The organism is Thermus thermophilus, from assembly GCF_019974155.1.
Taxonomy (GTDB): domain Bacteria; phylum Deinococcota; class Deinococci; order Deinococcales; family Thermaceae; genus Thermus; species Thermus thermophilus_C.
In genome coordinates, this window is the sequence record NZ_AP025158.1 from 1,756,821 (window position 1) to 1,770,294 (window position 13,474).

Annotated in this window: 14 protein-coding genes; 7 read left to right on the top strand and 7 right to left on the bottom strand. The window is 69.5% G+C overall.

Translation table 11 applies throughout. From position 1 onward, the window contains the following. Positions 1-57 precede the first annotated feature (57 nt). From TthTMY_RS09460 to TthTMY_RS09475, 4 genes are all read left to right on the top strand, one after another. Positions 58-1,278, top strand: coding sequence for an IS256-like element ISTth4 family transposase (locus TthTMY_RS09460; protein ID WP_096410503.1), 1,221 nt, complete (start codon positions 58-60; stop codon positions 1,276-1,278). 15 nt (positions 1,279-1,293) lie between these two features. Next, a complete protein-coding gene (locus TthTMY_RS09465) occupies positions 1,294-2,358 on the top strand; it encodes a hypothetical protein (protein ID WP_223903213.1) in 1,065 nt (354 codons plus the stop codon). Between the two features lie 65 nt (positions 2,359-2,423). Beyond that, the gene (locus TthTMY_RS09470) at positions 2,424-3,371 is read left to right on the top strand and encodes an MFS transporter (protein WP_223903214.1); all 948 of its coding nucleotides are present in this window, start codon (positions 2,424-2,426) and stop codon (positions 3,369-3,371) included. A gap of 10 nt (positions 3,372-3,381) precedes the next feature. Next, positions 3,382-4,731, top strand: coding sequence for an FAD-binding oxidoreductase (locus TthTMY_RS09475; protein WP_096411083.1), 1,350 nt, complete (start codon positions 3,382-3,384; stop codon positions 4,729-4,731). On the opposite strand, the gene TthTMY_RS09480 is transcribed toward TthTMY_RS09475, so the two are convergent. Continuing rightward, entirely contained in the window at positions 4,728-5,423 is a 696-nt protein-coding gene (locus TthTMY_RS09480) for a M23 family metallopeptidase (RefSeq protein WP_096411084.1), read from the bottom strand. The genes TthTMY_RS09475 and TthTMY_RS09480 overlap by 4 nt on opposite strands. 57 nt (positions 5,424-5,480) lie before the next feature. Then, positions 5,481-5,777, bottom strand: coding sequence for a 50S ribosomal protein L28 (gene rpmB / locus TthTMY_RS09485; protein WP_011174314.1), 297 nt, complete (start codon positions 5,775-5,777; stop codon positions 5,481-5,483). Positions 5,778-5,839: 62 nt separating this feature from the next. Between rpmB and lspA the strand changes: the two genes are divergently transcribed. Then, positions 5,840-6,292, top strand: coding sequence for a signal peptidase II (gene lspA / locus TthTMY_RS09490; protein WP_223903215.1), 453 nt, complete (start codon positions 5,840-5,842; stop codon positions 6,290-6,292). Positions 6,293-6,311: 19 nt separating this feature from the next. On the opposite strand, the gene TthTMY_RS09495 is transcribed toward lspA, so the two are convergent. The 4 genes from TthTMY_RS09495 to TthTMY_RS09515 all read right to left on the bottom strand — a co-directional run bounded on the left by TthTMY_RS09495 (position 6,312) and on the right by TthTMY_RS09515 (position 11,111). After that, positions 6,312-7,463 (bottom strand): cation:proton antiporter, encoded by a 1,152-nt coding sequence (locus tag TthTMY_RS09495; protein ID WP_096411085.1) that lies wholly within the window; start codon positions 7,461-7,463, stop codon positions 6,312-6,314. Then, positions 7,453-8,745 (bottom strand): potassium channel family protein, encoded by a 1,293-nt coding sequence (locus TthTMY_RS09500; protein ID WP_096411086.1) that lies wholly within the window; start codon positions 8,743-8,745, stop codon positions 7,453-7,455. The genes TthTMY_RS09495 and TthTMY_RS09500 overlap by 11 nt, the downstream gene beginning before the upstream one ends. A 61-nt stretch (positions 8,746-8,806) precedes the next feature. Then, positions 8,807-9,964 (bottom strand): aspartate/prephenate aminotransferase, encoded by a 1,158-nt coding sequence (aspC, locus tag TthTMY_RS09505; protein WP_096411087.1) that lies wholly within the window; start codon positions 9,962-9,964, stop codon positions 8,807-8,809. A 229-nt stretch (positions 9,965-10,193) separates the two neighbouring features. Then, positions 10,194-11,111: a diacylglycerol/lipid kinase family protein gene (locus TthTMY_RS09515; RefSeq protein ID WP_096411088.1), complete on the bottom strand. Its 918-nt coding sequence runs from the start codon at positions 11,109-11,111 to the stop codon at positions 10,194-10,196. A gap of 17 nt (positions 11,112-11,128) precedes the next feature. Between TthTMY_RS09515 and TthTMY_RS09520 the strand changes: the two genes are divergently transcribed. Beyond that, positions 11,129-11,812 carry a histidine phosphatase family protein gene (locus TthTMY_RS09520; RefSeq protein WP_096411089.1) on the top strand — a complete coding sequence of 228 codons (684 nt, stop codon included), beginning with the start codon at positions 11,129-11,131 and terminating at the stop codon, positions 11,810-11,812. Beyond that, positions 11,769-12,617 (top strand): GNAT family N-acetyltransferase, encoded by an 849-nt coding sequence (locus TthTMY_RS09525; protein WP_096411090.1) that lies wholly within the window; start codon positions 11,769-11,771, stop codon positions 12,615-12,617. Before TthTMY_RS09520 ends, TthTMY_RS09525 begins: the two co-directional genes overlap by 44 nt. Here TthTMY_RS09525 and TthTMY_RS09530 read toward each other — a convergent pair. After that, on the bottom strand, positions 12,587-13,471 hold the full coding sequence (locus tag TthTMY_RS09530; protein ID WP_096411091.1) for a histone deacetylase: 885 nt from the start codon (positions 13,469-13,471) through the stop codon (positions 12,587-12,589). The two genes, TthTMY_RS09525 and TthTMY_RS09530, sit on opposite strands and share 31 nt — an antisense overlap. Positions 13,472-13,474: the final 3 nt, after the last annotated feature.

Here is a 13,474-nt window from a genome sequence, read left to right on the forward strand (position 1 = left end):
CCTGGGCTTTAGCACCCTCGCCCTAGAGGTCGTGTAAGGATTTATGTGTAAGGGCCCGTGTTTAATAGGGGGGCACACCTTAGCACGAGGAGGTGCCCCGTGGACCAGGATACCTTGCGGATCTTGCTGAGGGAAGCGGTGCGGGAGACAGTAGCCGAGGTTCTGCAGACGGTTCTGGAGCTGGACCGGACAGCCTTCTTGCAGGTGCACGGGGGGCGCAGGAACGGCTACTACCCCCGCAAGCTGGAGACCACCTTCGGCCAGGTGGACCTGAAGGTCCCTAGGGATCGGGAATCTCGGTATTACCCGGCTTTCCTTAAGCCCTACGCCCGCCGCCTGGTGGACGTGGGGGAAGTAGCTGTGGCCTTGTACGCCGCCGGGGTCAGTCAGCGCAAGGCGGCCGAGATATTGAGCCTGCTCTTAGGCCACCGCTACTCCCACGAGACCCTAAGCGCTCTGACCGACCAAGTCCTGGAGGCGGCAGGAGCCTTCCGCACCCGGCCTTTGCCCGAGGAGATGGCCTTCGTCTACCTGGACGGGCTTTCCTTAAAGGTCTTCAGGGAAGGGGAAGGGATTGTGCGGGAAACGGTGTATGTGGCCCTGGGCATCGCCCCTGATGGGGAGAGGCGGGTCCTGGGGTTCTGGCTGTTGCCCACGGAGAGCGCCCTGGGATGGGAGGGGGTCCTGGGGGAGCTTTGGCAGCGGGGCCTGCGGCGGGTATTGCTCTTCATCACCGACGGGCTGCCCGGGCTTCCTGAAGCGATCCGCAGGGTCTACCCTCAGGCGGAGTGGCAGCGGTGCGTGGTGCACGGGGTGCGGTGGAGCCTGTCCCAGGTGCGGGCGCGGGACCGGGGCCTGCTGGCGGAGGACCTGAGGCGGGTGTACGGGGCGGAGAGCAGGGATGAAGCCCTTAGGGCCTTGGAGGAGGTGAAGGCCGCCTGGGGTTCGCGGTACCCGGGGGTGGTGGGGCTTTGGGTACAGGATTCGGGGGCCTTCCTGCGGTTCTACGGGTACCCCAAGGTGCTTTGGCCGTACCTGCGGAGCACCAACCTGATGGAGCGGTTTATCCGGGAGCTACGGCGGGGGACGAAGGTGCGGGACCACAAGTTTCCTAAGGAAGAGGCGGTGTACAAGCTCCTTTACCTGGAGTCAGAGAGGCAGGAAGGGAGGTGGGCAGAACGGAAACTAAAGGGGTTCTCGGAGGTGAAGGAGGTGCTGGAGAAGATGCTTCAGGAGCGGTATGCCCCCCGTACACAGACTCTTACACATAACTCTTGACACGACCCCCTAGAAGTGGCCCGCACGGAGGAAGCCTTCTGGGTGGGCTTCTTCGCCGCCCTGGGCTACCTTACCCTAGGGCCTCTTCTCCTCCTCAGCCCCTGGGTGGAGCGGCGAGGCCTGGCCCGGGCTCTCCTGGAGTTGCGCCTGGCCCGGGGCCTCCTGTTCCTCCCCCTTCCCTTCCTGCCGCGGGAAGCCGCCCTCCTGGTCTTCTACGCTTACCCCCTTATGGTCCTCACCGACCTGGCCATCGTGGCCTGGGAAGGCCTCCTGGTGCGGAGAGGCCGGGACAGGCTGGCGGAAAGGAGCGGCAAGCTCTACGCCGCCTGGGAGGTGGGGGGGCTGGTGGGGGTCGGCCTGGGCCCCGCCCTCTTCGCCCTCCATCCCGCCCTCCCTTACCTCCTTGCCGCCGGGATCCTCCTCCTGGCCTGGGCCCTTCTCCGCCCCGCCCTCACGGGGGAGAAGGGGGAGAGGGAGGAGGCGACGAGGCCCGAGGCCTTGGGGCGGTCCCTCCGTCGCCTCCTGGCCCATGCCCCCCTCAGGCCCTATCTCCTTCTTTCCCTCCTCTTTACCCTGGCCCACGCCCTCACCACCGCCCTTCTGGGCCTTCTGGCCCTCCGGGCGGGCACCCCGGAAGTCCTCTTCGGCCTGGTCTTCGTGCTACAAAGCCTGGGGTACACCCTGGGAAGCTACTTTGCCGGGCGGGTCCCACCGGCCCTGGCCTTTAGGCTGGGCCCGCTAGGGGCAGCCCTCGGGGGGATGGGCTTTCTCCTGCCCTTTCCCCTCCTCCTCGCCGCCCCACCCCTCTTAGGCCTGGCCGTGGCCCTCCTCAGCACCCACCTGCGGGCGGTGCGGGGCTGGCTCCTGCCCAAGGAGGGCCTGGCCCCAAGTCTCGCCGCTATCCGCGCCCTCCTCTACGGGGCCGGGGCCCTGGGGGGCCTGGGGGCGGGGGTCCTGGGCAAGGGGAATCCAGCCCTGCCCCTCCTCCTAGGAGCCTTGGGATTCCTGGTCCTTCTTCCCTTCGCCCTAGGACCCCTGCACCCTAGGCGACTGGAGGCCTTAAGGCAAGAAGCAGAGTAGGAATCTTGGACAAAGAGAACCTACTCTTTCTCGTTTTTGGCCCGTTTCCGGCTAGCCTTAGGTGTATGACGCTGGCCCTCCTCCTCTGGCTGGAAGCCTTCCGCCTCTTTGGAGCAGGGTTCTTCTACTTCGCCCACGCCGCCCTCACCGCTCTTGGGGCCTTGAGCCCCCTAGAGGCCAGCCTAGCCCTGGCCTTCCGCCTCCTGGCCGAGCCCCTCTTCGCCCTCTACGGGGGGCATCTGGCCGACCGGTGGCCTAGGGGAAGGCTCCTCCTCCTGGCCGCCTTGGGCCAGGGAGGGCTCACCCTGGCCCTCCTCCCCCTCCTCAGCGCCCCCTCTCCCCTCCCCCTCTACCTCTTGGGCTTCCTCTTCGCCTTCCTGGAGGCCCTGCGGATGGTGGCCGCCGGGGCCCCCCTCGCCGACCTCCTCCCCAAGGAGGCCCTGGCCCGGGCCCGGGGGCAGCTGGGGGCCCTCTATGCCGCCGCCGACGCCCTTTCTGACCTGGCCGCGGGTCTCCTTTTCCTTTTCACCCGAAGCCGCCCCTGGACCGTTGGCCGTGGTTCTGCGGGGCCTGGGGAAGGCCTCCTGAGTCCTGGGCCTCCTGGGCGCAGTCCAGAGCCTCGGGGGGGCCTTGGGAGGGCTCCTGGTAGGGGCGGTCCTGGGGCGGTTAGGAGAAGGAGGTACCCTGAGGCTCGCCCTGGGCCTCGCGGGGCTAGGCCTCCTGGGGACCGCCCTGCTTCCCCCCTGGCCCCTCCTCGCGGGTTTGACCTTTCTCCTGGGGGCTGGGGGCGCCCTCTTCGGCGCGGTGGCCGGGGCGGTGCGCCTGAGCCAGGCCCCCCCGGAGCTTCGGGGCCGGGTGGCGGGAGGCTTTCTCTTCCTGAGCGGAGCCCTGGCCCCCTTAGGCCCCCCCTGGGCAGGGCCCTGGCGGGGGTGGCCCTCCCCCTTCCCTTCCTCCTGGCCGGAGGGCTCCTCCTCGCCCTGGCGCCCCTGGTGAGGTGGCGAGGGAGGGCGTAAACTCAAGGGCGTGGACAAGCTGGAAGCCCTAAAGCGCCTCTTCCCGGGGAAGGTGGACCTCTCGGAAAGCGAGCGCCTGCGCCACGGGAAGGATGAGGGCTACCCCGAGGCGAGGCCCGTTCTGGCCGTGGTCTACCCGGAAAGCGTGGAGGACGTGCAGAAGGCCCTCCAGTGGGCCCGGGCGTGGGGCGTGGCGGTGATCCCCTTCGGGGCGGGGACGAGCCTCGAGGGCCACCTCTACCCCGTCAGGGAAGCCATCAGCCTGGACCTGAGCCGGATGAACCGGGTCCTGGAGGTGAGGCCCCAGGACTTCTCTTGCGTGGTGGAGCCCGGCCTCACCCGAAAAGCCTTAAACGAGGCCCTCAAGGGCACGGGCCTCTTCTTCCCCGTGGACCCGGGGGCGGACGCCTCTTTAGGAGGCATGGCGGCCACGAACGCCAGCGGCACCACCACGGTGCGCTACGGGGGGATGCGGCAAAACGTCCTGGCGCTCCAGGTGGTCCTGGCAAGCGGCGAGGTCTTGGAGCTCGGCCGAGCTGTGCGCAAGACCTCCGCGGGCTACGACCTCAAGGACCTCTTCATCGGAAGCGAGGGCACCTTAGGGGTCATCACCCGCCTCACCTTAAGGCTCCACCCCCTCCCCGAGCATGTCCACACCCTAAGGGTCTTCTTCCCCGGGGTGGAGGAGGCGGCGGAGGCCAGCTACCGGGTCATGGCCTCCGGGCTTCCCGTGGCAAGGCTTGAGCTTCTGGACGAGCTCGCCATGCGGGCGCTGAACCGATACCTAAAGGCGGGCTTCCCCGAGCGCCCGGCCCTCTTCCTGGAGTTCCACGCCTCCACCAAGGAGGCCCTGGAGGCGGAGAGGGCCCTCGCCCTGGAGCTCGTGCGGGAGGCGGGGGCCCTCGAGGTGGAGGCGGCCAAAACGGAGGAGGAGAGGCGCCGCCAGTGGGAGGCCCGGCACCAGGCCTACTGGGCCTTGGTCCACCTCTTCCCCGGCCACCGCTTCATGATCACCGACACCGCCGTCCCCCTCTCCCGGCTTCCCGAGATGGTGCGCTTCGCCCAAGGGCTCCTAGGGGAGATGGGCCTCACCGGGAACATCCTGGGCCACGTGGGGGACGGGAACTTCCACACCCTAATTCCCGTCCTCCCCGAGGACTACCCCAAGGCCGAGGCCTACGCCGAGAGGCTCGTGGAAAAGGCCCTGGAGCTTGGGGGCACCTGCACCGCCGAGCACGGGGTGGGCCTCCGCAAAAGGAAGTTCCTCCCCAAGGAGCACGGCCCCGCCCTGGAGTGGATGCGGAGGCTCAAGGCCCTCCTGGACCCCGAAGGGCTCCTGAACCCGGGTAAGGTCGTCTAGGGGAGGCCGAAGAAGGCCCGGGCCCGGCGGAGGAGCTCCTCCCCCTCCAGGCCCTGGAAGAGGAAGGCGCTCCGGTCGGGCTCCCCCTCCCAGACCTCAAAGAGGAGCCGGGGGGCGCCCCCCCTAAGCCCCGTGTTCCCCACGTAGCCGATGGGGTCGCCCCGGTGGACGCGGCTTCCCACCCTTAGCCCCGGGTAGGGGGCCTGAAGGTGGGCGTACACGGTGGTGCGACCGTCCGGATGGCGGACGTGGACCTCGAGGCCCCGGAGGAGGTCCATCTCCTCCGGGGAGGCCCCCTCCCGCACCCGCTCCAGAAGCGCCTGCCAGGCCTCCTCGGAAAGCTCCTGGAAGTCCGGGTCCACCTTCACCACCTCGCCCCCGAAGGCCGCCACCACCCCCATCCCCCGCACCACGGGCACGCAGGCGTCCCCCTGGCGGAAGACGAAGCCCGCGCTCACCCCCTTGCGGTAAGGGCGGGGGGCACCCGGCAGGTTCTCAGGAAGGGAGGGCAAGCAGGCCCCGGGGAGGGGCAGCATGTACCCCTCGGGGGCCCAAGCGGCCCTCTCCCGGTAGGCCATGGCCTCCTGGCGCAAGGCCGCCACCTGCCGCCCCCTAAAGGAGAAGGCGAAGGTGACCACCAGGGCGTACAGGCTCACCGCCAGGAGGAGGTAGTGCCCCGGCTTCCAGCCCACGGGGCCATCCTACACAAAAGCCCCCCACCCATGGGGGGCAGGAAGGCCCAAAGGGCGCTAGAGGAGCTTGAGGAGCTCCTTCTTGATCTCCTTGGGGGAAAGCCCCTCCAGCCTAAGCCCCTTGGCCCGCTCCACGAGCTCGTAGACCTTGGGGATGTGGCTTGCGGCTACGCGGAAGGTGATCTCCTGGCCGGCGACCCGCACCCGGACCTTCTGCAGGTTAGGGTACTGGCGGCGCTTGGAGATGCCGGTGGTCTTCTTGCCCACGCCCCCTTCCCGCTTGGCCTTACCCCGCCTTTGGATGCTGTTGGCCACGATGGGCCGCTTTCCGCTGATCTCGCACACCTTGGACATGGCACCCTCCTGCCCGAAGGCAAACCTTTAGGAGTATAGCACACTGGGGTAGACTCTTGGGGATGCCCACGGTGCTCGTACCCCTCCTCCTCGCCCTGGACCAGACCCTGAAGCTTTGGGCCCTGGAACACCTCTCCCCCATCCCCAGGCCCCTCCTCGGCGACCTCCTTTACCTCACCCTGGTCCGGAACACGGGGGCGGGTTTCGGCCTCTTTCAGGGCCAGGCTTTCCTCCTCGGCCTCCTCTCCTTCCTGGTGGGCGCGGGCCTCCTCCTCCTCCTCGCCAGGCGGCGCTACCCCCCCCTCCCCGCCCTCGCCCTCTCCTTCCTGGCGGCGGGGGCCCTGGGGAACGGGGTGGACCGCCTGGGCCGGGGGTGGGTGGTGGACTACCTGGACCTCGGCACCTCCATCCCCCTCATCGCCAACTTCCCCGTCTTCAACCTGGCGGACGTGTGCGTGACCCTGGGAGCGGTCCTCCTTCTCCTCGCCCCAAGGCGGAGGCGGCGCTGGATCTAAAGGGGACCCCCCAAAGGCCTCAGCGCAGGAAGCGCAGGAGCATCTTGGCCGCCCACGGGAAGAGGAGGGAGGAGAGGGCGGCGGCGAGAAGGAGGACGAGGGCGGCCCGCTCGTCCAGGAGGTGGGCGCCCCTGGCGATCTCCGTCCCCGCGATCATCAGGGTGAAGGGGTAGGCGAGGAGGAGGGCCGCGAGGAAGGCCTCCCGCAGGCGGAATCCGCTCAAAAGGAGAAAGGGCGCGGGGAGGAGGCGGATGAGGAGCATGAGGAGGAGGGCCTGGCCCACCTCCAGGAGGAGGCGGCCGTCCAGGCCCGAGAGGTCAATCCCCATCCCCGTGCGGATGAAGAAGATGGGAATGAGAAAGCCGTAGCCCATGGCGCTGAGCTTGGCCTCGAGGTCGTGCTTCTTCTGCAGGAAGTAGGAGAGGATCATCCCGGCGAGGAAGGCCCCGAGGACGCTCTCCAGCCCCACCAGACCGCTCATGACGGCGGCGGCGAACATGAGGGCCAGGCTCAGCCGGATGCCCATGGCGCTCGGGTCCTCCTCGTAGACCAGCCTGCGGCCCACCTCCGGGTACCACCAGAGGAAGAGGCCCGCCAGGCGGAAGGCGAGGAAAAGGAGCAGGAAGAAGAGGGCGATGATCCCGACCTCCTCCAGCAGGGGAAGGAGGCCCTGGTAGTGGGCCGCCTTCTCCATGGCGGTGAGGCCGAAGAGGCTCGCCACCTCCCCCAGGACACCGAGGATCAGGACCCGCTTGGCGAAGGCCCGGCCCAGGATGCCCATGTCCCTCAGGGTGGCCACCATAAGGCCGATGGAAACCAGGGCGAGGATCAGGGCCTGGGCGAGCCCCACGCCCAAAAGGCCCGCGAGAAGCCCGGCGCCGAGGAACATGCCCACCACGTAAAGGGCGTAGAAGACGAAGTGGCGGCGCTCCAACTGGCGGAGGAGGTTGAAGTCCACCTCTAGCCCCGCGAGGAACATGAGGAGGAGGAAGCCGAAGTCCGCCAAAAACCCCAGGATCTCGGGGAGGGCCACCCCTTGGGCGAGGAAGTGGCCGAGGAGGAGGCCGATGACGAGCTCCCCCACGGGCACGGGCATCCTGAGGAGGCGGGAGAGGGGCGGGGCCAGGAAGGCCGCCAGAAAGACGAAAAGCAAAAGGAGGCTACCGCTCAAGGTTGACCTCCGGCACCAAGAGGGTGGACACCGGGCTCGCCTGGGCCAAAAGCTGGGGGACGTAGGGGCGGAAGAAGGCGGTGCGGCGCCCCGGGGTGTAGCCCAGGGCCAGGAGGTTGAACTCCCCCTTGAGGAGCCTCAGGGTCTCCCGCACGGGGTTCCCCTCCTTGCGGATGAGGTGGACCTCGAGGCCCGAGGTCTTCCGCGCCCGCTCCACCAGAAGCTTCAGGTTCTCCAGAAGCTCCTTCTCCTCAGGGGGCATGAAGGCCTCCACCCGGCTCACGAAGAGGACGTAGACCTCGCTGCCGAAGATCCGGGCCAGGTCCATGGCCGAGGCCAGGAGGGGGCTTAGGGCCTCGGTGTTGGCGGAAACGAGGATGCTCCGGTAGGGGTGGGTCCCCCGGAGGTGGAAGGAGGGAAACGGGTACCCTTCCTGGAAGGCCCGCCGTACCCAGTCCCGGTCCCGGGCCAGGAAAACCCCCACCTCCGCCACCCCCTTCGGGTCCTCGCAGGCCTCCACCCAGTCCCGCACCTTGAGGCGCTCCTTGAGGTAAAGGGCCTCCTCGTCCTCCGCCCGGCAAAGGGCGCCCACGCTCCCGAAGCGCCGGGGAAACGTGGGCTCTCCCCGGATCACCGCCCCCACGAAGATCTCCACCCCCCGGGGGTCGCCCACCACGAGGAGCCGGTCCCCCGGCTGGACCCGGAAGTCGGCCCGGGGCAGGATGGGGCTCCCCTCCCGGTAGACCAAGGCCACCCGGGCCCCCGGCTGGCGGAGCTCCCGGAGCCGGGCGTAGACCGCAGGGGAAGACTCGGTGATGAGGACCTCCACCACCTCCCCCTTCCTCAGGCCGATGCCCACCGGGTAGCGGACGATCCCCTGCCCCTGGAGGAGGTTGCGCAGGATGGCCCCCAGGACCTCGGGGATGGAGACCACCTCCAGGTCCAGCTCCCGCACGGCCTGGGGGTCCGGCCGGGCCTTGGAGACGTGGACGATCTTGCCCCGGTAGCCCAGGGCCTTGCGCAGAAGCCGGGCCACGTCCAAGGTGGCCTCCACGGAGAGGAAGGAGATGACGGCCTCCGCCGCCTCGAGGTCCACCTCCTTCCAGAGCCCCACGTCCGTGGCGCTCCCCGGGAGGGCCCGGAGGTTGGCCACAGGCGCCTTCTCCAAAAAGGCCCTAAGCCGCGCCTCGTCCCGCTCCACCAGGACCACGTCGGAGATGGCGGAGACCACCTCCACGATCTCTTCCACGTACCGGCCTAGGCCGAGGAGGATCACGCTCATAAAGACCCCCAGGGCGCGGGGCCGCCCCGCGCCGCTAGACTATACCCCAGGAAAACCCCGGCTAGGCGCGCTCCAGCACCCGGGCGAAGCGCTCCAGGGCCTTCCTGAGGTTCTCCTCGCTGGTGGCGTAGGAGAGGCGGACGTGGCCAAAGGCGGCGAAGTCCGTGCCCGGGACCACGGCTACCCCCGCCTCAAGGAGCCTCTCCGCCGCCTGCACCTCGTCGGGGGCGATGGGGGAGGTGTCCATGAGGACGTAGAAGGCCCCGCTCGGGCGCACCGCCTTGAGGCCCAGGGCGGCCAGGCCCTCAAGCAACAGGTCCCGCCTCCTGCGGTAGGCCTCCCTGGCCATCTCCACGAAGGCGCGGCTGGCCTCCTGGTTGGTGAGGGCCTCGAGGGTGGCCCACTGGGCGATGGTGTCGGGGCTCGTGGTGGACTGGCTGGACACGTCGGCCATGGCCTTGATCACCGCCTTAGGCCCGCAGGCGTAGCCGATGCGCCATCCGGTCATGGCGAAGGCCTTGGCCGCCCCGTTCACCGTGAGGGTGTGCTCGGGGGCCACGCGCCCCGGGGAGAAGTGCTCCCCCTCGTAGAGGAGGTGCTCGTAGATCTCGTCGGAGACCAGGTAGAAGTCGTGCTCCACCGCAAGCCTCGCGAGGGCCTCCAAGACCTCCCTCGGGTAGACCGCCCCCGTGGGGTTGTTGGGGGAGTTGACCACCAGGGCCTTGGTGCGGGGGGTGATGGCCCGCCGAACCCTCTCGGGGTCGGGGACGAAGCCTTCCTCGGGAAGGGTTTCCACCTCCACCACCACCCCCCCGGCGAAACGCACCATCTCCGGGTAGCTCACCCAGTAGGGGCTCAGCACGATGACCTCGTCCCCCGGGTCCAGAATGGCCTGGAAGAGGTTGAAGAGGGCCTGCTTCCCCCCCACGGTGACGATGGTCTCCTCGGGGGTAACCTGGAGGCCGTTTTCCCGGCGGAACTTCTCCGCCAGGGCCTCCCGAAGCTCGGGGATCCCCGCCGGGGGGGCGTACTTGGTCTTGCCTTGGGCGAGGGCGCGCCTCGCCGCCTCCTTCACGTGCTCGGGGGTGTCAAAGTCGGGCTCGCCGGCGGTGAGGGCCACGAGGTCCACCCCTTGGCGCCTGAGCTCCAGGGCCTTGGCGTTCACCGCCACCGTGGCCGAGGGCTTCATGGCCTGGACCCTTTGGGAAAGGCCGCGCATGGCCTAAGTATACGCGGGTAGAATGAACCTGTGACGGAAGGCGAGGTCCTGGAGGAGGTGAAGCGCCGGGTGCGCACAAGGCTCAAGGGGCGGCGCTACCGCCTCTACCTCTGCCGCGCAACCTCACGAGCCACACCTACGACGAGGCCCTGGCCGAGCGCATCTACGCCGAGTTGCCCAAGGCCCTAAAACGCTTCCAGGAACTCCTTCATCGCCTGGAGGAAGCCCTCTAGGCCCCCGCGGGCCTAGGCGAAAGCGCCCCCTTCTGAACGCCCGCCCGGCCCCCCACCACCCGCAGGCCCAAGGGCCGCACCTCCGCCCGGTAGACCGAGGCCTCCGGGAGGAGTTCCCCGTCGGCGTGGGCGGGGACGGGATGAGCGAACTCCACCGCCACCTCGCGCCCCGCGTACGCCCGCACCCGGGGGTGGGAAAGGTGCCTCCCCAGAAGAAGCCTGGGGAGGATAAGGACCACCCCCAGCCGGGAAAGCTCCCCGGCCAGGACCACCGAGAGGAGCCCGTCCCGCGGGTCGGCCATGGGGGCGATGGGGATGCCCCCGCCGTAGGCGGGCCCGTTCATGGCGGCGAGGAGGAGCATCCTCCCCTGGTGGACCGCTTCCCCGTCCACGAAGACCCTGGCCTCCGGCAGGCTGAGCTCCTTGAGCACGGCGAAGAGGGCGTAGAGGTAGCGGGGCATGCCCCGGAGAAAAGCCGGGGCGGTAAGGGCCTTCTTGGCCACCAGGGCGTCAAAGCCGATTCCCAAGGAGGCCCCGAAGGGCTCCCCGTTCACCCACCCCAGGTCCACCGCCTCCTCGGGGGCGTGGAGGGCGAGCGCCAAGGCCTGGGGCCAGGGAAGCCCGAGGAGGCCCAGCATGCGGGCGAAATCGTTTCCGCTTCCGATGGGCACCACCCCCAGGACCTTCCCCGTGCCCGCGAGGCCCCTCAAGACCTCGTGCACCGTCCCGTCCCCCCCCACGGCCACCACCCGGGCCCCCTCGGGGGCCCTTTGGGCAAGCTCCGTGGCGTGGCCCGGCCCCTCCGTGAGGAAGGCCCGGGCCCCCTCCTGGCGGGCCGCCTTCAGGATGGCCCCGGAAAGCCTCCCCACCTTGCCGCGGCCCGCCGCGGGGTTCACGATGACCCACCTTTCCACCCCCGTATTCTAGGGCCATGGGCCTCCTCGCCCACTTCCTCAAGGGCCCCCACAAGAAGACCACCCTCCTCCTCACCCGGGCCGGGCCCGTGGAGAACCCCCGCCACGCCCTCTACAGCCACCCGGGGCTTCCCCTGAGCGGGGAAGGGAGAAGGGCCCTCCTCGCCCTCCTCCCTCTCCTCCAAGGCTTCCCCGTGGCCCACGTCTACGCCGCGGACAGCCTGGCGGAGGCCGAGGGGGCGGCCCTCCTGGCAAGGGCGCTTTCCGTCCCCTACACCCTCCTCCCCGAGCTTCGGGAACGGGCCTGGGGAAAGTGGGAGGGACTTTCCTTCCCCGAGGTGGAGGCCCGCTTCCCCGAGGAGGTGGCGGCCTGGGTAAGGGACGAAGCGGGCTTCGCCCCGCCCGGAGGGGAGAGCGTGCGGGAGGCCTGGGCGCGGGGGAGGCGGGCGGTGAAGGCGCTCCTAAAGAAGCACCGGGGCCAGGCCATCCTCGTGGTGGGAAACTGCACCCTGAACCGGGCCGCCTTAAGCCTCGCCCTTCCCTTACCCCCTGAGGAGGGCCTGAGGCTGGAGCAGGACTACGCCAGGCTTTCCGTGGTGGACTTCTACGGGGAGGAGGGGGTGGTGAAGGCCCTGAACCTGGCGGTAGACTGGGGGCATGATCCGGCCCGTGGCCCGCAAGGACCTCCCGGGGCTCCTTAGGCTCCTCCGCTGGATGGACCAAAGCCCCGAGCGGGGCGTCCTTGCCCCGGAGGCCCGGGACCTCGAGGGCCTCGCCGAGGAGCTGGAGGACGGCCTCGTCCTCCTTAAGGAGGACGAGGTGGCGGGGTACGTGGGCCTCTACTCCTTCTGGGACGGGGCCGCCCTGGAAGGCCCCCTGGCCTACCGGGAAGAGGACCTGCCTCCCCTCCTGGAGGCGGCAGAGGAGCGGGCCCAAGGAGTGGAGCGGCTTTACGCTTTCCCCCGGGAGGAAAACCGGGTCCTGCGCCGGGTTCTGGAAGAAGCGGGCTTCGGCCTCCTCCACGTGACCTACTTCTTCGTCAAGCGCCCCGAGGGGCTGGACTACCCCGCCCCCGAGGGCGTGCGGGTGGAGGAGGGTTTCCCTGGGGCCGGGGTCTACCGGGAGCTCTACCGGGAGAGCGAGGAAAGCTGGGCCCTGCGCCTCCGCTGGACGGACGAGGAGCTTGAGGAGCACTTCCAGGACCCCGCCGTCCACCTCCTCGTGGCCTACCTGGGGGAGAGGCCCGTGGGCCTGGCCGAGGTGGAGCTGGAAGGAGGCGAGGCCAGCGTGGCCTATATCGGGGTCGTCCCCGAGGCCCGGGGGAAAGGGATCGGGCGCACCCTCCTCTCCGAGGCGGCAAGGCTTGCCCAAAGGAAGGGAGCGGACCTCCTCCGGGTCCGAGCCCACGACCACGAGAAGGGCGCTTTGGACCTCTACCGGAACCTGGGCTTTAGCCTGGAGGAAGCTGTGGCCACCTACGCCAAGGAGCTCAAGGCCAGGCGGTAGGTCGCCGCGTGGGCCTCCACGGTGAGGCGGGGGTCGCGGTTGTACCCCCCGCCCATCACCACCACGAGGGGCACCCCGAGGGCCTTCGCAAAGCGGAAGACCCTTTCGTCCCGCCGCCTCACCCCTTCCGGGCTTAAGGCGAGGCGGCCGAAGCGGTCCCCCTTTAGGACGTCCACCCCAGCGTTGTAGAAGACGAGGTCCGGGCGGAAGGCCCGGGCCTTCTCCAGGGCCTCTTCCAGGGCCCAGAGGTAGGCCTCGTCTTCCGTGCCGTCGGGGAGGCCCACGTCCAGGTCGCTCCTCTCCTTCTTCAGGGGGTAGTTCCGCTCCCCGTGGAGGGAGAGGGTGAAGACGGAGGGGTCCTCCTGGAAGAAGACCGCCGTGCCGTTCCCCTGGTGGGCGTCCAGGTCCACCACCAGGACCCGGCCCGAAAACCCCTCCTTGGCCCGGAGCCAGAGGATGGCCACGGCCACGTCGTTGAAGAGGCTGTACCCCTCGGCCCGGCCGGGGAAGGCGTGGTGGGTGCCCCCGGCGAGGTTGAGGCCGAGGCCGGCCTCGAGGGCGTCCAGGGCCGCGGCCAGGGTCCCGCCGGCAGCGTGGAGGGCCCGCCGCAAGAGGGCCTGGCTGAAGGGGAGGCCAAGCCTCAAGGACTCCTCCCGGCTAAGCCCCTCCCCGAAAAGCTTCTCCAGGTAGGAGGCCTCGTGGGCCAGGAAGAGGGCCTCCCGGGGCACCTCGGGGGCGGGGAGGACGGGAAGAAGCCCCTTCAGGGCCTCGGCCACGCCCCCGTACTTGTAGAGGGGAAAGGGGTGGCCCTCGGGCAGGGGAAGGGAGAGGTGGGCCGTGGAGTACGCCCGCACGCC